19 protein-coding genes and 1 other RNA gene are annotated in these 21,590 nt (G+C 36.8%); 10 read left to right on the top strand and 10 right to left on the bottom strand.

The window, feature by feature from the left end; all coding sequences use genetic code 11:
* Nucleotides 1-6: 6 nt before the first annotated feature.
* From FHX64_RS10530 to FHX64_RS10520, 3 genes are all read left to right on the top strand, one after another.
* A complete protein-coding gene (locus tag FHX64_RS10530; RefSeq protein ID WP_183413811.1) occupies nt 7-1,848 on the top strand; it encodes a 2-oxoacid:acceptor oxidoreductase subunit alpha in 1,842 nt (613 codons plus the stop codon).
* 78 nt (nt 1,849-1,926) lie between these two features.
* Nucleotides 1,927-2,937, top strand: coding sequence for a 2-oxoacid:ferredoxin oxidoreductase subunit beta (locus FHX64_RS10525; RefSeq protein WP_183413810.1), 1,011 nt, complete (start codon nt 1,927-1,929; stop codon nt 2,935-2,937).
* A 39-nt stretch (nt 2,938-2,976) separates the two neighbouring features.
* Nucleotides 2,977-3,942: a phosphoribosylaminoimidazolesuccinocarboxamide synthase gene (locus FHX64_RS10520; protein ID WP_183413809.1), complete on the top strand. Its 966-nt coding sequence runs from the start codon at nt 2,977-2,979 to the stop codon at nt 3,940-3,942.
* Here FHX64_RS10520 and FHX64_RS10515 read toward each other — a convergent pair.
* Together FHX64_RS10515 and FHX64_RS10510 are read right to left on the bottom strand one after the other, a co-directional pair.
* On the bottom strand, nt 3,939-4,667 hold the full coding sequence (locus FHX64_RS10515; protein WP_183413808.1) for a DUF6089 family protein: 729 nt from the start codon (nt 4,665-4,667) through the stop codon (nt 3,939-3,941). The genes FHX64_RS10520 and FHX64_RS10515 overlap by 4 nt on opposite strands.
* A 453-nt stretch (nt 4,668-5,120) precedes the next feature.
* Complete coding sequence (locus FHX64_RS10510; RefSeq protein WP_183413807.1) at nt 5,121-5,591, bottom strand: AsnC family transcriptional regulator; 471 nt, start codon at nt 5,589-5,591, stop codon at nt 5,121-5,123.
* A 251-nt stretch (nt 5,592-5,842) separates the two neighbouring features.
* Between FHX64_RS10510 and nfo the strand changes: the two genes are divergently transcribed.
* From nfo to ssrA, 6 genes are all read left to right on the top strand, one after another.
* Nucleotides 5,843-6,688, top strand: coding sequence for a deoxyribonuclease IV (gene nfo, locus FHX64_RS10505; protein ID WP_183413806.1), 846 nt, complete (start codon nt 5,843-5,845; stop codon nt 6,686-6,688).
* 160 nt (nt 6,689-6,848) lie between these two features.
* Nucleotides 6,849-8,162, top strand: a complete 1,314-nt coding sequence (locus FHX64_RS10500; protein WP_183413805.1) for an acetyl-CoA hydrolase/transferase family protein — start codon at nt 6,849-6,851, stop codon at nt 8,160-8,162.
* A gap of 179 nt (nt 8,163-8,341) precedes the next feature.
* A complete protein-coding gene (locus FHX64_RS10495) occupies nt 8,342-8,635 on the top strand; it encodes a hypothetical protein (protein ID WP_183413804.1) in 294 nt (97 codons plus the stop codon).
* Between the two features lie 3 nt (nt 8,636-8,638).
* Nucleotides 8,639-8,929 (top strand): cell division protein ZapA, encoded by a 291-nt coding sequence (locus tag FHX64_RS10490; protein ID WP_183413803.1) that lies wholly within the window; start codon nt 8,639-8,641, stop codon nt 8,927-8,929.
* A gap of 103 nt (nt 8,930-9,032) precedes the next feature.
* Nucleotides 9,033-10,565 carry a ribonuclease Y gene (rny, locus tag FHX64_RS10485; RefSeq protein ID WP_183413802.1) on the top strand — a complete coding sequence of 511 codons (1,533 nt, stop codon included), beginning with the start codon at nt 9,033-9,035 and terminating at the stop codon, nt 10,563-10,565.
* 69 nt (nt 10,566-10,634) lie between these two features.
* Nucleotides 10,635-11,031, top strand: a transfer-messenger RNA (tmRNA) gene (ssrA, locus tag FHX64_RS10480).
* A 56-nt stretch (nt 11,032-11,087) separates the two neighbouring features.
* On the opposite strand, the gene era is transcribed toward ssrA, so the two are convergent.
* From era to folP, 8 genes are all read right to left on the bottom strand, one after another.
* Nucleotides 11,088-11,984: a GTPase Era gene (era, locus tag FHX64_RS10475; protein ID WP_183413801.1), complete on the bottom strand. Its 897-nt coding sequence runs from the start codon at nt 11,982-11,984 to the stop codon at nt 11,088-11,090.
* Between the two features lie 170 nt (nt 11,985-12,154).
* Nucleotides 12,155-13,783 carry a glycoside hydrolase family 28 protein gene (locus FHX64_RS10470; protein ID WP_183413800.1) on the bottom strand — a complete coding sequence of 543 codons (1,629 nt, stop codon included), beginning with the start codon at nt 13,781-13,783 and terminating at the stop codon, nt 12,155-12,157.
* A 270-nt stretch (nt 13,784-14,053) separates the two neighbouring features.
* Complete coding sequence (locus tag FHX64_RS10465) at nt 14,054-14,977, bottom strand: helix-hairpin-helix domain-containing protein (RefSeq protein ID WP_183413799.1); 924 nt, start codon at nt 14,975-14,977, stop codon at nt 14,054-14,056.
* Nucleotides 14,978-15,048: 71 nt separating this feature from the next.
* Nucleotides 15,049-16,089 (bottom strand): asparaginase, encoded by a 1,041-nt coding sequence (locus FHX64_RS10460; RefSeq protein ID WP_425487971.1) that lies wholly within the window; start codon nt 16,087-16,089, stop codon nt 15,049-15,051.
* Nucleotides 16,090-16,122: 33 nt separating this feature from the next.
* A complete protein-coding gene (gene lipA, locus FHX64_RS10455; protein ID WP_183413797.1) occupies nt 16,123-16,980 on the bottom strand; it encodes a lipoyl synthase in 858 nt (285 codons plus the stop codon).
* A 15-nt stretch (nt 16,981-16,995) separates the two neighbouring features.
* Nucleotides 16,996-18,054, bottom strand: a complete 1,059-nt coding sequence (locus FHX64_RS10450; protein ID WP_183413796.1) for a Smr/MutS family protein — start codon at nt 18,052-18,054, stop codon at nt 16,996-16,998.
* Between the two features lie 45 nt (nt 18,055-18,099).
* The gene (gene cdaA / locus FHX64_RS10445) at nt 18,100-18,876 is read right to left on the bottom strand and encodes a diadenylate cyclase CdaA (RefSeq protein ID WP_183413795.1); all 777 of its coding nucleotides are present in this window, start codon (nt 18,874-18,876) and stop codon (nt 18,100-18,102) included.
* Nucleotides 18,877-18,878: 2 nt separating this feature from the next.
* Nucleotides 18,879-19,742 carry a dihydropteroate synthase gene (gene folP / locus FHX64_RS10440; RefSeq protein WP_183413794.1) on the bottom strand — a complete coding sequence of 288 codons (864 nt, stop codon included), beginning with the start codon at nt 19,740-19,742 and terminating at the stop codon, nt 18,879-18,881.
* A 344-nt stretch (nt 19,743-20,086) separates the two neighbouring features.
* Between folP and FHX64_RS10435 the strand changes: the two genes are divergently transcribed.
* Nucleotides 20,087-21,586 (top strand): SUMF1/EgtB/PvdO family nonheme iron enzyme, encoded by a 1,500-nt coding sequence (locus FHX64_RS10435; protein WP_183413793.1) that lies wholly within the window; start codon nt 20,087-20,089, stop codon nt 21,584-21,586.
* Nucleotides 21,587-21,590: the final 4 nt, after the last annotated feature.

Here is a 21,590-nt window from a genome sequence, read left to right as displayed (position 1 = left end):
TTACTTATGACAAAGTCAAATAAAATAATCGAATTGGAGCATGTTGTCATCCGATTTTCAGGAGATTCTGGAGATGGAATGCAACTAACAGGAACCCTGTTTTCTAATCTTTCTGCTATATTGGGAAATGAAATCTCAACCTTCCCTGATTATCCGGCCGAGATTCGGGCTCCACAAGGTACACTAGGCGGCGTTTCTGGTTTTCAGGTTCACTTAGGGTCAGAAAAGGTGATGACTCCCGGGGACAAAGTTGATGTTCTTGTGTCAATGAACCCCGCAGCACTTAAAATGAATGCCAAGGAAGTTAAACCTGGAGGCGTTATCATATATGATGAAAACGCTTTTACAGCTTCCGGTTTACAGAAGGCAGCTTTTAAAACCGACAATCCATTTTCAGAGCTAGAACTTCTAGATATTCAATTACTTGGAATCCCTTTGACTGACATGACCAAACGAAGTATGGAGGGCATTGCGGTAGATAATAAACTAGGATTGCGCTCTAAAAATATGTTTGCTTTGGGATTGATTTGCTGGCTCTTTAATCGTCCAATTGAAAAAGCGCAGGAATTTTTGATGAAGAAATTTTCCAAAAAGCCGGAGGTCTTACGTGCTAATATAAAAGCGTTGGTGGATGGCTTTAACTACGGCAATAATCTTCATGTGGCTGTATCTACCTATCGAATCGTTAAATCACATATTGAAAAAGGTCGTTATACCAGCATTAATGGAAATAAAGCTGTGGCTTATGGCTTGATGGCTGCTGCACAAAAAGCAGGTTTACAATTGTTTTTGGGAAGCTATCCTATAACGCCAGCATCGGATATTATGCATGAACTGACTGCTCGTAAGGATCTTGGCGTACGGGTGATTCAGTCAGAAGATGAGATTGCAGGTATTTCAACGGCTATTGGAGCAAGTTTTGCAGGGAATTTAGCTGTGACTTCCACGTCAGGACCAGGTTTAGCATTGAAAAGCGAAGCCATAGGATTAGCTGTTATGGCTGAATTGCCTTTAGTTATTGTAGATGTACAGCGAGGCGGTCCGTCGACCGGATTGCCAACAAAAACGGAACAGGCAGATTTATTACAGGCGCTTTATGGACGTAATGGAGAAAGTCCTCTTGTTGTGATGGCTGCCAGCACACCCGATAATTGTTTCAATTATGCGTACATGGCTGCCAAGATTGCTGTTGAGCATGTAACGCCTGTTATTCTTTTAACGGATGGTTTTATTGCCAATGGGACAGCTTTGTGGAAATTACCTTCGTTGAGTAATTTTCCTGAAATTGTGGCACCCAGGGCTCCGATGTCGGCAGATGAATGGAGTCCATATATGCGTGATTCAGAAAAACTTAACAGATACTGGATGGTTCCCGGTACAGAAGGATTCATGCATCGTATCGGAGGGTTAGAAAAAAATGATGTATCCGGTGAAATTTCGACCGACCCGATGAACCATCAGAAAATGGTGGATTTACGTCGTGCGAAAATAGAAAAAATAGCCGATTATATTCCTGATCTTTCTATTTATGGAGATCAAAATGCAGATGTTTTATTGGTAGGTTGGGGGAGTACTTATGGGCATCTTAGTACTGCAGTAGATGAATTGATTGATGCAGGAAAACGAGTTGCTTTGGCTCATTTTAATTACATTATGCCCTTGCCAAAGAATACGTATGACGTTTTATCCCATTATTCAAAGATTATTGTGTGTGAGTTGAATGGTGGTCAGTTTGCATCTTATTTACGCTCACAATTAGAAGGTCTAACATTTCAACAATATAACAAGGTACAAGGACAACCGTTTGAAGTAGATGAATTGATGGCGTTTGTATCCGGGTTATGTTAAAATAAAAAATTGCTTTTATAAGGATTGAATCGTTTAGATCAGATAGATTATCAGATTTTAATTTAAGTCTTTGTCATCATGCCAAATCCAACTTATATCCCGCAAGATTTTAAAAGTGACCAATATGTACGTTGGTGTCCAGGTTGCGGAAATTTTGCTATTCTGAATGCCATCTATAAGGCATTGGCTGAAGTAGGGGTTAGTCCGGCAAACACCGCGGTTATCTCCGGTATCGGGTGTTCATCCCGGTTGTCATATTATATGAATACCTATGGTTTTCATACCATTCACGGGCGGGCTACTGCCATTGCTACAGGAGTGAAGGTAGCCAATCCAGCTCTGTCAGTGTGGCAATTTACTGGTGATGGAGATTGTCTGGCTATAGGTGGGAATCATTTTATTCATGCTTTGCGGAGAAACATTGATATCAATATTGTTTTACACAATAATGAAATATACGGATTAACTAAAGGACAATTTTCTCCTACATCCCCTAAGGGAATGATTACCAAATCATCGCCTTATGGAACGATCGAACGCCCATTTAAGCCAGCAGAGCTGATTTTTGGTGCAGGAGGAACCTTTTTTGCGCGTACTGTAGATGTAGATATTCCGACTTCTGTTGAAACTATGGTTGCTGCTGCCAAACATCATGGAACTTCAGTCGTAGAAGTGTTGCAAAACTGTGTGATTTTTAATGATGGTGCTTATAAAATGATTAGCACAAAAGAACTCCGGGCTGAAAATGTTATCTTTTTAAAGCATGGAGAGCCAATGTTGTTTGGAAAAAACAAGGAAAAAGGCTTAACTTTGGAGGGTTTTAATCTCAAAGCTGTGTCATTAGGCGGCCGTGGAGTGTCTGCAAAAGATGTTTTAATCCATGATGCAACCACGCAGGATTTTGTATTGCATCAGAAACTGGCAGCTATGAGTGCGCCGGACCTCCCAATTGCAATGGGAGTTATTCGTAATGTTGAAGAATCGACTTACGATGATGCTTTGGTGAATCAAATACATGAGGTGCAGTCTAAATCGAGAATCAAAACATTTGAAGATTTGTTAGATAGCATCGATTCATGGGAAATTTAGTAGTATGTTGTTATTTATAAACCTATAATTTAGATTGTTATGCAACAACCTGTAGTTTCAACCGATTTTGCTTTTCCTGATTTAACACATGTTTATCATGGGAAAGTCCGTGATGTATACACTATTAGCCAAGACTTATTGGTGATGGTCGCAACTGATCGTATTTCGGCGTTTGACGTTATTTTACCGAAAGGAATACCATATAAAGGGCAGATATTGAATCAGATAGCTGCAGATTTTTTGGATGCTACTTCTGATATCTGTCCGAATTGGAAAATGGCTACTCCAGATCCGATGGTGACAGTGGGACTTCGTTGTGATGCCTATCCTGTCGAAATGATTGTACGTGGATATCTATGTGGGAGCGCCTGGAGAGCCTATAAGAATGGAGCGCGCGCTATTTGTGGCGTTGCATTGCCTGAAGGACTACGAGAAAATGAACAATTGCCACATCCCATTATTACCCCGACAACAAAAGCTGAACAAGGGAATCATGATGAAGATATTTCTAAAGAAGAAATATTGCGTTTAGGATTAGTTGCCCCGGATGAATATGCTTTACTTGAAAAATATGCTTTAGATTTATTTGCCAGAGGAAGCGGGATTGCAGCTAAACGTGGTTTGATTTTAGTAGATACCAAGTATGAGTTTGGTAAACATGAAGATAAAATATACTTAATTGATGAAGTCCATACTCCGGATTCATCACGTTATTTCTATTCAGAAGGATATCATGAACGATTTGAAAAAGGATTACCTCAGAAACAGCTATCTAAAGAATTTGTACGTGAATGGCTTATGGATAATGGCTTTCACGGCAAAACAGGAGAAACTGTCCCTGAAATGACGGAATCTGTGATTTCTCAAATTAGTGATCGTTACATTGAATTATACGAACATATCATTGGAATATCTTTCATAAAGGAAGAATCAACAAGCATTGTGCAACGTATCAAAGGCAATATTGATCAATTCTTGTTATCACATCCTTTGAAGAAGAACTAATCGTATCGTTCATTTTGATATTTGAATAGCTGATAGCTGATTTTTACAAGGCCAACTACAAAGAAGTCATTATTTTTTGAGCTTTTAGGATGAAATCCATCCAAATAGTCCGTGGTAGTTGGATGTAGCGTTAATTCTAAGCGACCAGTTAAAGATGGGGAGATGGGAAATTTTAATCCCACTCCTCCTATCATAGATAAACCTAAGATGCTATGTTTTAGGTGATCTGTTCCATCAGGACGATTTGTGTCTTTTGCGAAACTCCATGATGGAACGTACGCTCCAACGATTCCTGCTCCTAAGATAAAATACGGATCTAGTAACATACTTTCTTTTTCGATAAAAGAAAGGGGGCCAAATTGAATTTTTGCAGACAACTCTCCTAAATGAGATTCGAAAGCATATCCTCGATAAGATAAATGTGATTGATTTTCATTCCCTTTAAAATGCGAATATAGAAGGGATATGTCATAAGATAGTCCTGGAGTCCAGTATTTTGTGTAGTCAAGGCTGATGGAAAGCCCAATGTTGACTGGAGCAAAATCCGTCAGTGTATGATCTGTCGATGATACGTTTTGTGCTGCAGCATCTCCATACAGATATCCGGGTCCAATTCCTAGTGAAAAATAAGCTTCATTTGCATTATATGGTATATAAAATTGTGCTTTTATAGCACTTTGTGCCCCCACTAAAAGCATAAAAATTAAAAAGCATATTTTTTTCATGTACTTTTGTTAATTGTGACGGTACACTAAAAGAAATGGAAATTAAAGTCCATGAGAATTACATTTGTAGATAATAGTATTATCTTTCTCGGTATTCCTCAGAATTCATATATTGTGTATGATCATGTAAGAAAAATGCGAAGCAATGTTATTTGTGATATTTTTATACCATAATCATACAAAACAAAGATAGTGTTTGATGATTAATTTGTCCAGTATCTTATGTTTTTTTAGATTATGGTTTTGTGGGTTTACGAAAATATCATTTCAAATGCTTGCTTATGTGTGACTACATTATGATCTGGATGTAATTCCCAATGTGATAGTAACTTAATATTTAATTTGATCTGTATCCTATTTTGTACATCCAAACCATACAGAACAGATTTTATATAAAAATTAGATGAGGGACATTTTTAGTATTGCCACCACACCAACCAAGAAAAAATTTGTTTATTCTTCTGCAGAAGGCTGAACGGGAATTTGCCTGAGGATACGTTGATCAAGGGCCGTTAATGTCTCAGTGGCTACGATACCGCTAATTTCCTGAATTTTATTATTCAACAACTGAAATAGATGCTCAGTGTTTTTAGCATATATTTTAATTAACACAGAGTATGGTCCTAAGGTATAGGTGCATTCTACAATTTCAGCAATCTTTTCTAGTTCTAGAACAACTTCCTTATACATAGAGCCTTTTTCCAGTGTGATACCAATATAAGCACAAATTTGGTATCCCAAAGCTCGTGGATCAACGTAATAGCCTGAACCAGTAATAATTTTCAACTCTATTAGGCGTTGAACACGTTGATGAATCGCAGCCCTTGAAACGCCGCATTCTTCAGCTACGTCTTTAAATGGCGTACGCGCATTTTGAGTAATGATTCCTAATATTTTCCGATCAAGTTCGTCAATCTTTTCCATAACTGTTTTCAAAAAGTGTACAAAGGTACGCAAAAAGAAAATATATCTTATACATTCCAATGTTTTTTTTTTAGAAAGTACCTATTTTTGAAATTTTACTTTTGTGCCATTTATTCTAATGCAGCAAACTTTGGGTTTTTGTATACTCCTAGTGTATCTTTGTAAAATAAGAAATTGAATTATTTCAAAGCAGATGTAGGTTCACTGCTACAGTGGATAGACAGCTTTGATAAACTTAAAAAATTGCATGTATGAAATTTATAGGAGCGCACGTTAGTGCATCAGGCGGAGTTGAAAATGCGCCTATTAATGCAGCCAGCATTGGTGCAAATGCATTTGCTTTGTTTACGAAAAACCAACGCCAATGGGCTGCGTCCCCATTGACAGAACAAAGTATTAGCAAGTTTAGGGAACAATGCATTCAAAATAATTTTTCTTTGGATAAGATTCTGCCTCATGATAGTTATTTGATTAATCTGGGACATCCAGAGCATGATGCATTACTAAAATCAAGAGCTGCTTTTTTAGATGAAATGCAACGTTGTGAATTACTTGGATTGCAGCTTCTTAATTTCCATCCTGGTTCACATTTAAATCAGATTCCAGTGGCACAATGCTTGTCGTTGGTTGCAGAGTCAATTAACGAGACTTTGTCTAAGACGAAGGGAGTCATTGCTGTTATTGAAAATACAGCTGGACAAGGCAGTAATATTGGATTTGACTTTCAACACCTCGCGGATATTATTGCCCAAGTTGAAGATAAATCTCGTGTAGGAGTATGTATAGATACTTGCCACGCATTTACTGCCGGATATGATCTTCGTGAAGAAAAAAGATATGAACAGGTCTGGGAATCTTTTGACCACATTGTCGGATTTTCTTATCTGAAAAGTATCCATTTAAATGATTCAAAAAAAGAATTGGGTACGCATGTTGATCGTCATGCTAATATAGGAGATGGATTTTTAGGTATGAATTTTTTTAGCCATTTTATGAAAGATCCTCGCTTTGATAATATTCCTATTATTTTGGAAACTCCTGATGAATCCCGTTGGGCAGAAGAAATTAGCTTGTTGAAGAGATTAGCCCAAGGCTGAAATAGAGAAAAAAATATGCAAAAAAACGTTGTCAGAAAGGGATATTTATACGTAACTTGCTGAAAGAATCGTACCTTTGCACTCGCAAACTTTAATCTAAACTTAAGTTCTGCTGAGTGATAAATGCCTTATTTCCAAACACAAACAAAAAGTTACATTCATGTCGATCAAAACCTATCATGCAGTTACGCCTGAAGAGGCTGTCAAAGTAATCAAATCAGGAGATCATGTTCATTTGAGTAGTGTTGCAAGTGTACCGCAATGTTTAGTACATGCTATGTGTGCACGTGGTGACGCGGGAGAATTACATGATGTACATATTCATCATTTACATACTGAGGGTCCGGCTCCATATACTGATACTAAATATGAAGGCGTTTTTCAACATGATGCTTTTTTTGTAGGTAGCAATGTGCGTCCTGCTGTTCAAAGTGGATTTGCAGATTATATTCCTATTTTTTTAAGTGAAACACAACGATTATATCGTGACGGCTACATTAAATGTAACGTGGCAATGATTCAGGTTTGTCCCCCTGATGAACACGGTTTTGTATCACTGGGGACATCAGTAGATGCCACCTTAGCAGCTGTTGAAACAGCAGATTATGTGATTGCAGTAGTGAACAAGAATGTTCCTCGTGCATTCGGACAGGCCATGATTTCCATGAGTTTGATTGATATTTTTGTAGAAGATGATACCCCTCTTGTGAAAAGTCATTTTAGCATCCCCAATGAAATAGAAACTGCTATTGGAATGCATTGCGCAGAACTTATCGAAGATGGTGCATGCTTACAAATGGGAATAGGTTCTATTCCGAATGCAGTATTAGCTCAATTAGGTAATCACAAAAATCTGGGTATTCACACAGAAATGTTTGCTGATGGTGTGCTTCCTTTAGTTGAGCAAGGTGTTATCAATGGGGCCAACAAAGGAGTAGATAAAGGGAAGATGGTTTCCACTTTTCTTATGGGGTCTCAAGAGGTGTATGATTTTATCCATAATAATCCTCAAGTACTGATGATGGATGTAGGCTACACGAATGATCCATTTATCATTTCTCAAAACCCTAAAACTACGGCAATTAATTCTGCTTTACAAGTTGATTTAACAGGACAGGTCTGCGCAGATTCATTAGGAACTAAGTTCTTTTCAGGCGTTGGGGGGCAAATTGATTTTGTTTATGGCGCTTCGCGTTCAAAAGGAGGGAAAGCTATTATTGCAATGCCATCCGTAACAAATAAAGGAGTGAGCAAAATTGCACCAACATTAGCCGCAGGAGCAGGTGTAGTCACTACGCGTAATCATATTCATTGGTTTGTAACAGAATATGGTGCAGTGAATTTATATGGAAAAACTTTACAAGAACGAGCAAAATTGGTTATAAGTGTAGCACATCCAGATCATAGAGAATCTTTGGAAAAAGCTGCTTTTGAACGATTCGGATCACATTTTCGTTTCGTAACAAAATATTAAAATTCGATTTTTCTAATAATACAAAGCAAGAATTATATCTGTTATACAGGTAGATTCTTGCTTTTTGTTATGCTAAGATGTTTAATCTCGACCCGAAGGAGTCATTTTGCTAAAAAATGAGGCACAAATATTGCGCATTGATAATTTCATGCTATCTTTGACAATGTTTTTTTATCAAGATGACAAATAGACATCAACTTCTGATAGATGGCTTTGAAAAAAAGTTGCAGACTTTGTTGCAATTGTATACACAAGAAAAAGATAGAAATCGTAAACTTGAAGAGGAATTGCAACAAAGACAAGAAGAGGTGATGCAGGCGCACAAAACTATTTTAGAACTTCGTACTGACTACGAAGATCTTAAAATGGTTCAAATACTTTCTGGAAATTCGGCTGACCGCGAAGCTGCTCATCGTCGAATTTCCCATTTGGTAAGAGAAATAGATAAATGTCTTGATTTGCTGAATCAATAATTAATGGAAGAGGCAACTTTTCAAATAACGGTCCAGGTTGCGGGATATCGATTCCCCCTTAATATCAAAAGGGATGAAGAAATCTTATATCGGGATGCTGCCAAGGCCTTAAAAGAGAAACTGGATTTCTATCAACATCGGCATCCAGGTTTACCTTATGAAACTATTTTGATTTTGGCAGCGTATCATTTTGCGGTAACAAGCGAACGTGAAAAATATCAAGAAGATGTAGATCCTATAGTTGAAAAATTGAAGCTATTGGATAAAGCTTTAGAGCAAGCTCTAAAGGTTTGATTATTAATCTTTATTCTTACCAGAAACGTATATTTCCTGCATTATCCTTTGTCATCCTTGACAATGGAGTAATGCTTTTTTTAATTAATATAGTCAAAATCATATGAGTACAATATTGATCATAATTCTTTGTATAATTGGCACAGCCGCTGTTACTTGGTTCGTGATGCATAATCTGCTAAATAGCAGAACAAAAAAAATGCTCCAAGAAGCAGAAGCAGAGGCGGAAGTAATAAAGAAAAATAAACTACTTGAGGCCAAAGAACAATTTGTTAATCTCCGCGCTGAATACGAAAAAGAAGTCGCAGCACGTAATGCAAAACTACAACAAAATGAAACGCGATTACAGCAAAGGGAGTTGAATATCAATCAGAAACAAAATGAATTACAACGCAAAAATGCAGAGCTTGATTCATCAAAAGAAAATCTAGATGCACAAGTTGAGTTGATCGAACATAAAAAGAAAGAATTGGAAGCTCTGCATCGAAAAGAATTACAACAATTAGAAGCTATCTCTGCATTATCAGCAGAACAAGCTAAAGAAAAGTTGATTGAATCGCTAAAAGATGAAGCTAAAACAGAAGCCATGTCTTATATCAATGAGATCATGGAAGAAGCAAAAATGAATGCTAACAAGGAAGCTAAGCGTATTATTATTCAAACCATACAACGCGTTGCGACAGAAACAGCTATTGAAAATGCAGTTACTGTATTTAATATAGAATCTGATGAAATCAAAGGACGCATTATTGGGAGAGAAGGAAGGAACATCAGAGCATTAGAGGCAGCTACTGGAGTGGAAATTATTGTGGATGATACTCCTGAGGCTATTGTTTTGTCAGCATTTGATCCTGTTCGCAGAGAAATTGCACGATTAGCTTTACATCAATTAGTGGCCGATGGACGTATCCACCCGGCACGGATTGAGGAAGTGGTAGCCAAAGTTAAAAAGCAGGTTGAAGAAGAAATTATTGAAACTGGCAAGCGGACAACAATTGATTTAGGAATTCATGGATTACATCCTGAGCTAATCAGAATGGTTGGTAAAATGAAATATCGTTCCTCGTATGGACAAAATCTTTTGCAACATTCGAGAGAAACAGCAAACCTGTGTGCGGTTATGGCAGCTGAATTAGGGTTAAATCCCAAAAAAGCAAAACGGGCAGGATTATTGCATGATATTGGAAAAGTTCCAGACGAAGAACCAGAACTTCCACACGCTTTGCTTGGAATGAAGCTAGCGGAGCAATATAAAGAAAAGACAGATATTTGCAATGCTATTGGTTCTCACCATGAAGAAGTTGAAATGACAACGCTTTTAGCTCCAATTGTACAAGTTTGTGATGCTATATCCGGAGCGCGGCCTGGGGCTCGACGCGAGATTGTAGAAGCTTATATCAAACGATTGAATGATCTTGAAAATTTGGCTCTTTCATATCCAGGCGTTCAAAAGACATACGCTATTCAAGCTGGACGTGAATTGCGGGTTATTGTTGGTGCAGATAAAGTAGATGACAAAGCAGTTGAAACACTGTCATTTGACATTGCAAAAAAGATTCAGGACGAAATGACTTATCCTGGACAAGTAAAAATTACAGTTATCAGAGAAACCCGATCCGTGAGTTATGCCAAATAGTCAGCAAAACTGATTCTTGAGCTTGGCATACTTTTTGATAAAGCGATATATGAATAAAGATCTTTGAAAGGGGTCGTCTGGTTTTGACAGCGGGTAGAAGAGGTAAGTAAGCATGTCGAGCGCTGTGTAATCTGCTCGTAAATATCGATACTCAAACTATATCTGGCGAAAATAATTACGCTCTTGCTGCTTGATTGAAGAATAGTAGATCATAGCTTAATCCCCTCAAGATGAGGGGACGAGACATCTCTCAAATGCCGTAGTCTCGAGGCTATTTGATAAAGAGGTGCAGTTAAATCGAGAATAGTTTGGTACAGCCTTGTGTACTAAATGAAGCAAAAAAGGATAAGGTATACGTTGGTAGTTTCGGCCTTACTAATACTCGAAAATTTAAGCGAAAATAAACATGTAGAAAGCTTATTGCTTCCTCGTTTGGACGCGGGTTCGACTCCCGCCGGCTCCACATAAAAGCAGGTAATCATTTGATTACCTGCTTTTATAATTATAAAGATATGAAATTGCTTAATCTAAAGAAGGAGGTGTGTATCCAAAATTACGAAGTGAATGAGCCCGATTACGCCAATCCTTTTCTACCTTGATAAATAATTCGATAAAGACTTGCTTGTCAAAAAAAGCTTCTAATTCTTGGCGGGCTTCTATTCCTATCTTTTTCAAAGCCTTTCCCTGATGCCCAATTATAATCCCTTTCTGAGATTCACGTTCTACGTAAATTACAGCATTAATCCGGATTAATTTTGTCTCTTCTTTGAAAGCTTCTACGACAACCTCAACAGAATAAGGGATTTCCTTTTCGTAATTCAATAAGATTTTTTCTCGGACAATTTCTGTAACAAAAAATCGTTCTGGTTTATCCGTTAATGCATCTTTTTCAAAGAAAGGAGGAGATTCTGGCAACAACTCTTTAATTCGCTTAAGTAATAGGTCTAAATTGAATTGTTGAATTGCAGAAATAGGAATAATTTCTGCTTGCGGAATGATGCTATGCCAATGTTCTACCAATCTGATCAGCTCGGATTCATTAATTAAATCAATCTTGTTTATTGCCAAAACTATTTTATAGTTATTAGCTTGCTTCTTGACCAACTCAATAAAGTCAATGTTTTTCTCACTGGAATCCATCACATCCGTCACATACAAGACAATGTCTGCATCCGAAAGTGCAGATTGAGAAAATTGCAACATAGATTGTTGCAACTTGTAATGTGGTTTTAAAACGCCTGGAGTATCTGAGTAAACAATTTGGAAATCATCTCCATTGACAATTCCCATAATACGATGGCGTGTAGTTTGGGCTTTCGACGTAATAATGGAAATTCGTTCTCCAACCAAAGCATTCATGAGCGTTGATTTTCCTACATTTGGATTACCAACAATATTAACAAATCCGGCTTTATGCATGCTGATTTAACTTGGCTATAAATGTATTATTTCTAACACTTCTTGCAAAGATACGCATATTGCAGCAATACGCAAAAAGCTTCGACATCCGTTACGCGGGAAGCGACATAAAAAAGAAGCTCATATGCAATGGAATTACATGTAGGTTTCCTGAAAAATAACATTGTTACTTATTGGGTAATAGATACGATGTCTGATTTTGCACCATCTCCATATTCAATCTCGCTTGGTTGAATGAGAGTATTATGCAGCATAATTTTTGTGGTAGCCGGGCTGACCAGACGCATCACAATCCCTTTCCCTTGATGAAATGAACAATGATTCAAAGTCCAATTCTGAGAGTGATCTAGTATCATCGAAGGCTTTTTCTTGACAAAAAACTTACAATGATCCAATGTAATATCGTTAGAGAGAGTTGAGATGATTCCTTTGTCAGTCAGGAATATTGAGTTCGAGATTGTAATCTGATGCACCATTGATATACCGGACCCATTGATCAAAAAAGCGGTTTTGGCACCATCACATATAACATGGTTGATATTGATGTTAGTAAAATCTGGGACAAACCCTTGTTCAGCAATAGCTCCTTTGTTTTTAACTGCTGCATTATCGTCATATTTGAGATCAAAGATTATAGCTTCGTTCGCAATATCTTTCATGAAAATTGAATCAATATAAATATGATCGACTTCTCCCCCCCGTCCAATGTTACTTTTGAAACGTAGCCCTGTATCAGTGCCTGTATACGAACAGTTATTGACGTAAATATTACGCATATTCCCATCTGTATTACTGCCAATTACAAAGCCACCGTGAGCATGAAACACAGAACAATCTTTTATAACAATGTTTTCTAAGCCATAGTCTCCATTTTTTGTTCGGCTTGATTTCATACAAATACCATCATCTCCTGAATTAACAAAACAATCAAACATTAATACGTTTTTGCAGTTTCCTAAATCTAACCCATCTCCATTTTGCATCCACCAATCATCCATGACTTTAACGTCATGAATCACTAATCCATTAATTGAACGCATAATCATATTAAAATTAGGTGGATTTTTTAATGTAACACCCTCTATTAGAACATTTGTACAATGTTCTAAGCTAAGCATTTTTGGTCTTAAAAATCCTTTTACTTTTTGATAATCAGCTTCTGTTAACTCATTTTTCTTCTTACTTGACAAATAAGATTGCCCTTCAGCTGCTTGTTGGTTAGGAAACCACGTTATTCCTTTTGCATCTACTACACCTCCACTTTTAACTAGACGATTCCATTGATCAAGAGTCATTTTTTCTTTTTTGACCGGACGCCAGTATTGACCATTTCCATCAATGGATCCACGTCCAGTAATAGCAACATTATGCAGTTTTGTTCCATAAATCAAAGGATTGATTCCATACCCGGATCCATTCCTCACTAATGGATAATCATTTATATTGGGGCTAAAAACAATCATTGCTCCAGTATTCAGATGCAAATTCACATTGCTCTGCATGATTATTTGGCTAGTCATGTAAACTCCACTTGGAATAATAACTATGCCACCTCCTTTTTCTGAACATATTTCAATAGCTTCATTAATAGCTTTTGTGCAATCGGTCAAAGCATCCCCTATAGCACCAAAATCGGTAACCTTATATTGTTTGTTGGGAAATGTCGGAACATGAACAGAGAATGAGGCGAAAGGCAGATTTTGCAACTTAGCATTAACTTCTTCTTGCGTTGTTTGTGCTACTGTTGTTCTACTAATCACAAGCAGCATAATAAGGACAGCCAATTTCACACATTTCATAGACTGATTTTTTGAGGTTTTATAAATGAGAATTATACATCGCCAAGTCGAGATATTTATTTCTAAATATAATGCAACAAAAATAACAAAATCTCTCCAAAACTACACCTAAGATGCATGTTTTTTATAATATTTATCTAACTGATTGTTAGATAAATAAACCATTCGTTTCCGAACACGAAACTAAACTGAGAGAAAATCGTAATAGAGAAGTCATATGGATCTCTTCAAATTGAAATAAAAATTTGGATGACGGATGAAAGAATTGGGTCAATCAAACGACAGATAAGGGGAAATTTTGGTTAATGTCGCAGGATCAAGTTCCGAAATATTTTTTAGGTCTTCAATATTGTTGATGTGGCTTATATTCCTTCTGAAATCATAGATGGCTTTGGCCTTTGTAAAGTTTAAATAAGGATGATACATTAATCGTTCGACAGATGCTTTGTTAATCCTAATTTTATTGATTAATAGAGTATTAACTGTAAAGTGAGGAAATATTTGAGCATACGTCTCTGAAGTCATTCCCCATATTTCATGTAATTGAGTTACGCTAACATATCCACCAAGACGTTTTCGATATGCTACAATACGTTTTGCATACCCTTTTCCAACGCCCCAGATCTGTTGTAATTGTGCTGTGTCTGCACTGTTTAGATCTAAGATAATATCCTTTTTCTTAATACTAGCATATGCTTCATTTGTTTGTTGGGATGCTACCACTTCTACTGGAATCTGGATGTATGGCAATAATTCTGTGAATTTGTCCTCTGTGACTCCCCAAATTTTTGCAAAATCGTTTGGTTTGTGAAATCTTCCTCCCATCAATCTGTATTTTATGATATTGGAGGCTACGTACGGCTTTAATCCTAATTTAACAAATCCTATTGAATCTAATGTATTGGGATTAAATTGAAACAGAATAGGGGAAGGCAAGTATTCTTTGCTGTGCAATAAAGCTTTATCATCTGATTTAGCATAACCAATATTTGAGTAATGATTTGTTTTTGATTCCACCTGCAAGGAGTCTAAAAACATTTTAGCTTGTTGGTTGAATAAATCTGTCTCTTGAGGGTGCTTTGGGAAGAGAGAAGGTAAGATAGCATCGACTATCATTACACATATAATAATGGATATCAATGTGATAATGCCAATTCTTTGCCCTTTTGTAAAGTAAAACCACTCTTTCCACATAGCCTAAAAGTTAATGTGTTAGTTTTATTATTCCAATATCTGACACTGATTATTACTTAATTCACAGCATTTTAAATGCACGTCATTTCCCCCACCACCGGTTGTTGCATTTTTGTTTTAATGACTTCAATCGGAAGATTTTCACCTAACAAAAACATTAATTTGGTCAGAGCTGCTTCTGTCGTTAAATCAAAGCCGCTGATGACTCCCGCTTTTTGTAAATTTAGGCTGGTTTCATAAAGCCCCATTTGCACTGATCCAACATTACATTGCGTGATGTTGACAATGATAATATCTCGATTTACAGCTTCTGTGAGGCAGTCATAAAACCATTGTTGACGTGAAGCATTCCCTGCACCATAACTTTCTAAAACGACGGCTTGTAATCCATCTGCGTTAAGTATGGCATGAACTGTTTGGGCAGTGATGCCTGGAAAAAGTTTTAAAATGGCAATATTGGGATTTAATTGCTTATGTACCTTAAGTGGTTTATGTTGTATATTTTGGTGGATATGAGTGTTTGAAAAATTAAAATGAACTCCAACTTTTACTAATGGTGGATAATTGTAGGATGCAAAAGCATTAAATAATTCTGCATTCTTTTTGGTTGTTCTATTCCCTCTGAAAAGCGAATCTTCAAAATAGATGCATACTTCATGAATTGTTGCTATGCCATTTTTATCACTATTTGCTGCTATTTCAATGGATGTCAGCAGGTTTTCTTTAGCATCGGTACGCAGCATACCAATAGGAAGCTGCGCACCGGTGAATATAATTGGTTTAGACAGATTTTCTAACATAAAACTTAAAGCTGATGCTGAATAAGCCATTGTATCTGTCCCGTGAAGAATTACAAAACCGTCGTAATCTTCGTATTTATCTTCAATAATTTCTGCTATCTTAATCCAGTGATGAGGCTGAACGTCAGAAGAATCAATGAGTGGATTGAATGCAACTGAATCGATCTGAATCTCTAACAATTTCAGTTCAGGAATAAATTCACGTACTCGATTAAAATCCAAAGGCTTCAAAGCTCCTGTTTGTGGGTCTTCAGCCATACTGATTGTTCCTCCCGTGAAAATAAGCAAAACTGATTTTTGAATCGGCATAATTATTGAAGATAGCTAAGTTGAATATAGAGCAAGTTATTTATTATTTTTGAAAATATGCTTCTCGGCATGATAAGATGAACGAACCAAGGGGGCGCTTTCTACTTCACGAAATCCTTTTTGCAATCCAACAAGACGATATTCCTCAAATTGTTCCGGGGTAATATATGCAGTTACTTCCATGTTTTTACGAGAAGGTTGCAGATATTGTCCAATTGTTAGAATGGAACATCCAACTTTCATTAGATCATCCATGGTTTCGAAGACTTCTTCCCTGGTTTCTCCTAATCCAACCATAATTCCCGATTTGGCAATCAATCCACTTTCAGCTATTTGATGAAGTACAGAAAGACTAATATCATATTTTGCTGCGCTACGTACCTTCGGAGTAAGTCGCCTAACGGTTTCCATATTATGCGAGATAATTTCGGGTTTTGCCGCAATTATTTGAGCAATTAATTCTTTTTTTCCTTGAAAATCAGGGATTAATGTCTCAAGTGTCGTATTGGGATTTTCTTCTTTTATGGCTTTTATAGTATCTACCCAATGTGCAGCGCCAAGATCAGGTAAATCGTCACGATCAACAGAGGTAATGACTGCATGCTGCAGTTTCATTAGTTTGATCGAGGTAGCAACATGCTGTGGTTCGTCTTTGGATGGCGCTAATGGCCTGCCTGTTAATGTGTTGCAAAATTTGCAACTTCGTGTGCAAATTTCTCCTAGGATCATAAACGTGGCAGTGCCTCGTGACCAGCAATCTGATATATTTGGACATCTGCCTGAAGTACATATTGTATGTAAATGATGGTTGTCGACAATTTGTTTTACCGTTGAATATTCGCCAGTTGCTGCAAATTGTATTTTCAACCAGTCTGGTTTTTTTAATCGTTCCATATAATGTTCTGTTTATTAATGTATAGTAATCAACGTTGCACCGAATCCATATTCACGAAACGATGCATCTTGATAGCGGTAACCCTTATAATGGGTTTTAAGTTCTTGAATAATTGCCTTACGCAGAACACCTTCCCCTTTCCCGTGGATGACAACTATTTTCTGTCCTCTTTTGTCTTTATATTGATTCAATGTGTTTTGTAATATCTCTAATTGATACTGAAGAATGGCTGTATTGTCCATTCCTGTCGTATTATCTAGTAATTGGTTGATATGCAAATCTAATTCTATCAGATCTCCATGTGGTTTTTTTTGTCCCTTTACAGTTGGTTTGGGAGAGTGAATTTTCTCTTTTTCTTTTATTGCTTGTTCTATTGTTGATGCTTCTACTGTAAGAAACGCTGCCGGAATATCTTTTTCGATAAGAGGAATAATCATAGCAGATTCTTCAAAAAAATCGTTCTCTTTGAAAAAATGTAGCTTACTAAAATCCGACAGTGATAATGCAAAGGTAGTATCGAATGGAGCTTTCAGAACAAATGTTTTTGCTGTTTTAAAAGCAATGCATTGCAAAATAATATCATGTATGTTCTGTAGTTGTTCTTTGTCGAATGAATCAATGAACATTTTAGTATTCGATGTAATTGTGCCTTTTTCAATGCATCTTAGCTCATTCTCATTTCTTAATAAAATGAAAAACAGTAAGTTATAGTTACTGTCATTAATCAAATGGAAATCAAACGCCGAAATGGACAACTGTTTAAGATTTGTAGGGACAAAGGCGAAATAGATGTTCAGTTGTTCTCCATACATTGTGTCTGGCTCGGATTCATAATCGAATGTGTTTTTTGTACTATTTTGTTCTGTGGATTTTTGTGCATTGAAATCCGACTTGAGTTCTACATTTGTTACAGAAGCTTTTGGCGTTTCAATGACTACGCATTCACGTTGTAGCACGGGAATCTCAAAACCTTCTTCATCCAGTACAGAAACTAAGTTTTTGTCAATAATCTTTGTTACAATTCCGCCACCTACTTCATTCAAAAAACGTATGCGATCGCCAATTTTGATCATATTTTATGAGTAATTATTTTAATACAACAATATAAAAAACAATGATTAAATATAACCCTGAGAGAGTATTTTTTGTAGCTCATCAGGCGAAATGTTAATTTGTAATTCACCATGCATTGCTAATGAAATTGAGCCTCGCTCTTCAGAAACGACTATTGCTGCTGCATCTGTCTGTTCTGTAATTCCTGCTGCCGCGCGATGCCTCAGTCCCAAATGCTTGGGAATAGCATGATTTTGGGAAAGCGGCAGGATTGAAGCAACAAAAGTAATTTTTTTATTTTCGATGATCATTGCACCATCATGCAATGGACTGTTCTTGAAAAAGATGTTTTCAATTAGTCTGGTGTTAATTGTTGCATCAATAGGTTCTCCAACTTGTATTTGATGTTCTAAATGAGTTTTTCCTGCGACTACAATTAGGGCTCCGGTGTGGCTTTTGGCTAAATGCCTGCATGCCATAACTACTTGTGCAACGGCCATTGAGTCACTACTGTCTTCGGTTTTAGTCCCGAATTTAGTAATGATGCGTTTAAGAAATTTCCATCGTTGATGTGAGCCTAGCATGGAAAAAAAACGTCGTATTTCTACTTGAAAAATAATAATTAGGGCAATAATGCCAACGCTCATTACTTTGTTGAGAATAGCTCCTAATAATTCAAGCTGAAAAACATAAACTACAAGAAACCAGACAACAACCAACACTAAAATGCCTATGAAGATGTTGTTGACACCAGTCCCCTTAAACAGTTTATAAAGCTGATAAAAAAGGATTGCTACCAGTGTTATGTCTATGATGTCTTTTATGCCAAATTCCAGATTCATTGCTATTGGTCTGTTATGGTTGGATTTGCGAAGGTGTTCTCATAGGTTTTGATTGTTTGAACAGCTTCTTTTACATCGTGCACTCGCAAAATGGATGCCCCACTCATTAAAGCAATTGTATTGGCGGCAATAGTTGCCGGCAGGCTATGGGATGGATCTGTATTTAGTGTTTTAAATAGCATCGATTTACGGGATAATCCAACTAAAATTGGTTTTTCAAATAAAGTAAATTGCGATAAATGTCGCAAGAGATCAAAATTCTGTTTTGTTGTTTTTGCAAAACCAAACCCCGGATCGATAATGATATCATTGACTCCTAATTCAGATAACTCTTGAATTCGTTTTGTAAAAAACAATGATACTTCATGAAACAAGTTTTTGTAATTAGTGAATTGCTGCATTGTTTGTGGAGTCCCTTTCATATGCATTAAAATGTAAGGAACCTGATGAAACGCAATCACTTCATCCATATGTCGGTCTAAAGTCCCTCCTGACACATCATTAATGATATCTACTTCAAAATTTCTAATAACGTAATCTGCAATGTTTGCGCGATAAGTATCCACAGAAATAATTGCGTCGGGGAAGCGTTCTCTAATAATAGCAAGAGCGAGCGATAATCGATCAAGTTCTTCCTTTTCACATACTTCCATTGCAAATGGGCGTGTCGAATATCCTCCAATATCAATAATTGTACCTCCTTCTTCTAAAATCGTTTGGGCCCTGTTTATGATTGCGTCTGTCGTGTCTGTTCTGCTTTCTGCATAGAAAGAATCAGGTGTGACATTGAGAATCCCCATGACAAGAGGAGAAGACAGCTGGAGTAGTCGATTTTTTATTCGGATAGAAATACTATTTGATTGCATGTTTACGTTATACAAAAACTTACTACAAATGTAGGAAATATCTTTGGAGTTCCGTTTTTTTAGCCGTTGAAGTAAGAGAAAAAGGCATTAATGGAATATTTCGGTATTGAGTGGCTGCTTCTCAATGATATAACTTACTATTGAGTTCTGTTATCTATTAAAAAACAGAGATTTGTTCTTAAATAAAAAAATTATATTCTGATAGATCGATAGATAAAAAAAACTATATTTGCACACGGAAAAATGGTCTGTTTTAGTGATATAAAATGGATATTTTTATAGACAATGAAATAAAGGCATATACATAACCATTTGACAATACGAAAAATAAAATTTATTTTCTCATGAAAATTTGTAATAAACTGGTTACTTTCGTTTTGACTGGATTAATCACCACCATGATTTCTTGTAAGAGCTCATCAACATCGGGAAAAATACCTACAACATATTCGAATACTACGGGATGGGCTTATAATAGCAAAAATGGAGGGTTGAGAATCAATAATGGATATCGAGAGAAAACGCCTCCAAACATGGTGTTAATACAAGGTGGAACATTTACGATGGGCAGAAATTCAGAACAATTAGCTCAAACAGCTAATAGTTTTCAGCGCCGGGTTACTGTGAATTCTTTTTATATGGATCAATATGATATTACTAATGCAAACTGGTTGGAATATTTAGATTGGACCAAAGCTGTTTTTCATAATAGTCCGGAGATTATAGAGCGTGCAAAGCCAGATGTATCTGTATGGAGAGAAGATCTTGCTTATAATGAACCGTACGTTGAAAATTATTTTGAAAACGTTGCGTACAGAAATTATCCGGTAGTAGGCGTAACTTGGGAACAAGCCATGGATTATTGTGAATGGCGTACTGACCGTGTCAATGAAAAGATTTTGATTGACATGAAAAAAATTAAACCTACGCAATGGGATGCTATTCGTAAATCCAACAATCCGGAAGAAATTGCAACAAAGTATGTATTTAGTACAAACAAATATTTTTATACCAGTTTCAATGAGCCTGTTGGAAATAGGAGAGATACATCAAAAGTGACTATGTCTGACGGAATTTTATTCCCGTATTTTCGTCTTCCTACTGAAGCTGAGTGGGAATATGCAGCTTATGGCTATTCTGCAAACAAGACAGGTGAAGTAGCCCATGGACGTCTTTATCCTTGGAATTCTTCACAGTTGCGTAATCCCGATAAAAGACATCTTGGTGAATTTATGGCAAACTTTTCTCGTGGAAGAGGTGATTTGATGGGGGTAGGACGTAATTCAGACGGCGGTATTATACCCATGCCAGTGAATTCTTTTTTCCCCAATGATTATGGTTTGTATTGTATGGCTGGCAATGTGAATCAATGGGTTTTGGATGTGTATCGTCCATTAAATGAAATGGAAGTTAAAGGATATAATCCATATCGGGGTAATGTATTTGAGCCTGTTCGTTTTAACCGGGTAGGAGCGCAAAATGCTACTGATTATAAAGTTGATTCGTTAGGAAGGTTACGTTATGTGGGCAAAAATATTGATGATGTTCGGAACTATGGAGATGGTTCTTTGGCTTCTTCTTCAAATAGTGATTTGTGGAAAGATACCATTCCTACAGGGAATGCAGCTACAGCATTAATGTATAGCCCCAAGGGAGATGTATTGGATGCTTTGGCTCCTGCTATTTCGAATTATTCACGTGTGTATAAGGGAGGATCCTGGAAAGATAAGCCTTATTGGTTGAATCCTTCAACGCGCCGTTATTTAGATCAAAATAAGTGTAGAGATGATATTGGATTCCGCTGCGCGATGACGCGATTAGGATCTCCTTTAAAATCAAAATAAACAG

The organism is Microbacter margulisiae (genome assembly GCF_014192515.1).
Taxonomy (GTDB): domain Bacteria; phylum Bacteroidota; class Bacteroidia; order Bacteroidales; family Paludibacteraceae; genus Microbacter; species Microbacter margulisiae.
Note: the sequence above shows the minus strand (reverse complement) of the source record. Positions and strands in the feature narration are given on the sequence as shown.

Excerpts from the sequence above, each read along its gene's own strand:
- FHX64_RS10530 (WP_183413811.1), top strand. The coding sequence starts at position 7 with ATGACAAAGTCAAATAAAATAATCGAATTGGAGCATGTTGTCATCCGA.
- FHX64_RS10525 (WP_183413810.1), top strand. The coding sequence starts at position 1,927 with ATGCCAAATCCAACTTATATCCCGCAAGATTTTAAAAGTGACCAATAT.
- FHX64_RS10520 (WP_183413809.1), top strand. The coding sequence starts at position 2,977 with ATGCAACAACCTGTAGTTTCAACCGATTTTGCTTTTCCTGATTTAACA.
- FHX64_RS10515 (WP_183413808.1), bottom strand. The coding sequence starts at position 4,667 with ATGAAAAAAATATGCTTTTTAATTTTTATGCTTTTAGTGGGGGCACAA.
- FHX64_RS10510 (WP_183413807.1), bottom strand. The coding sequence starts at position 5,591 with ATGGAAAAGATTGACGAACTTGATCGGAAAATATTAGGAATCATTACT.
- nfo (WP_183413806.1), top strand. The coding sequence starts at position 5,843 with ATGAAATTTATAGGAGCGCACGTTAGTGCATCAGGCGGAGTTGAAAAT.
- FHX64_RS10500 (WP_183413805.1), top strand. The coding sequence starts at position 6,849 with ATGTCGATCAAAACCTATCATGCAGTTACGCCTGAAGAGGCTGTCAAA.
- FHX64_RS10495 (WP_183413804.1), top strand. The coding sequence starts at position 8,342 with ATGACAAATAGACATCAACTTCTGATAGATGGCTTTGAAAAAAAGTTG.
- FHX64_RS10490 (WP_183413803.1), top strand. The coding sequence starts at position 8,639 with ATGGAAGAGGCAACTTTTCAAATAACGGTCCAGGTTGCGGGATATCGA.
- rny (WP_183413802.1), top strand. The coding sequence starts at position 9,033 with ATGAGTACAATATTGATCATAATTCTTTGTATAATTGGCACAGCCGCT.
- era (WP_183413801.1), bottom strand. The coding sequence starts at position 11,984 with ATGCATAAAGCCGGATTTGTTAATATTGTTGGTAATCCAAATGTAGGA.
- FHX64_RS10470 (WP_183413800.1), bottom strand. The coding sequence starts at position 13,783 with ATGAAATGTGTGAAATTGGCTGTCCTTATTATGCTGCTTGTGATTAGT.
- FHX64_RS10465 (WP_183413799.1), bottom strand. The coding sequence starts at position 14,977 with ATGTGGAAAGAGTGGTTTTACTTTACAAAAGGGCAAAGAATTGGCATT.
- lipA (WP_183413797.1), bottom strand. The coding sequence starts at position 16,980 with ATGGAACGATTAAAAAAACCAGACTGGTTGAAAATACAATTTGCAGCA.
- FHX64_RS10450 (WP_183413796.1), bottom strand. The coding sequence starts at position 18,054 with ATGATCAAAATTGGCGATCGCATACGTTTTTTGAATGAAGTAGGTGGC.
- cdaA (WP_183413795.1), bottom strand. The coding sequence starts at position 18,876 with ATGAATCTGGAATTTGGCATAAAAGACATCATAGACATAACACTGGTA.
- folP (WP_183413794.1), bottom strand. The coding sequence starts at position 19,742 with ATGCAATCAAATAGTATTTCTATCCGAATAAAAAATCGACTACTCCAG.
- FHX64_RS10435 (WP_183413793.1), top strand. The coding sequence starts at position 20,087 with ATGAAAATTTGTAATAAACTGGTTACTTTCGTTTTGACTGGATTAATC.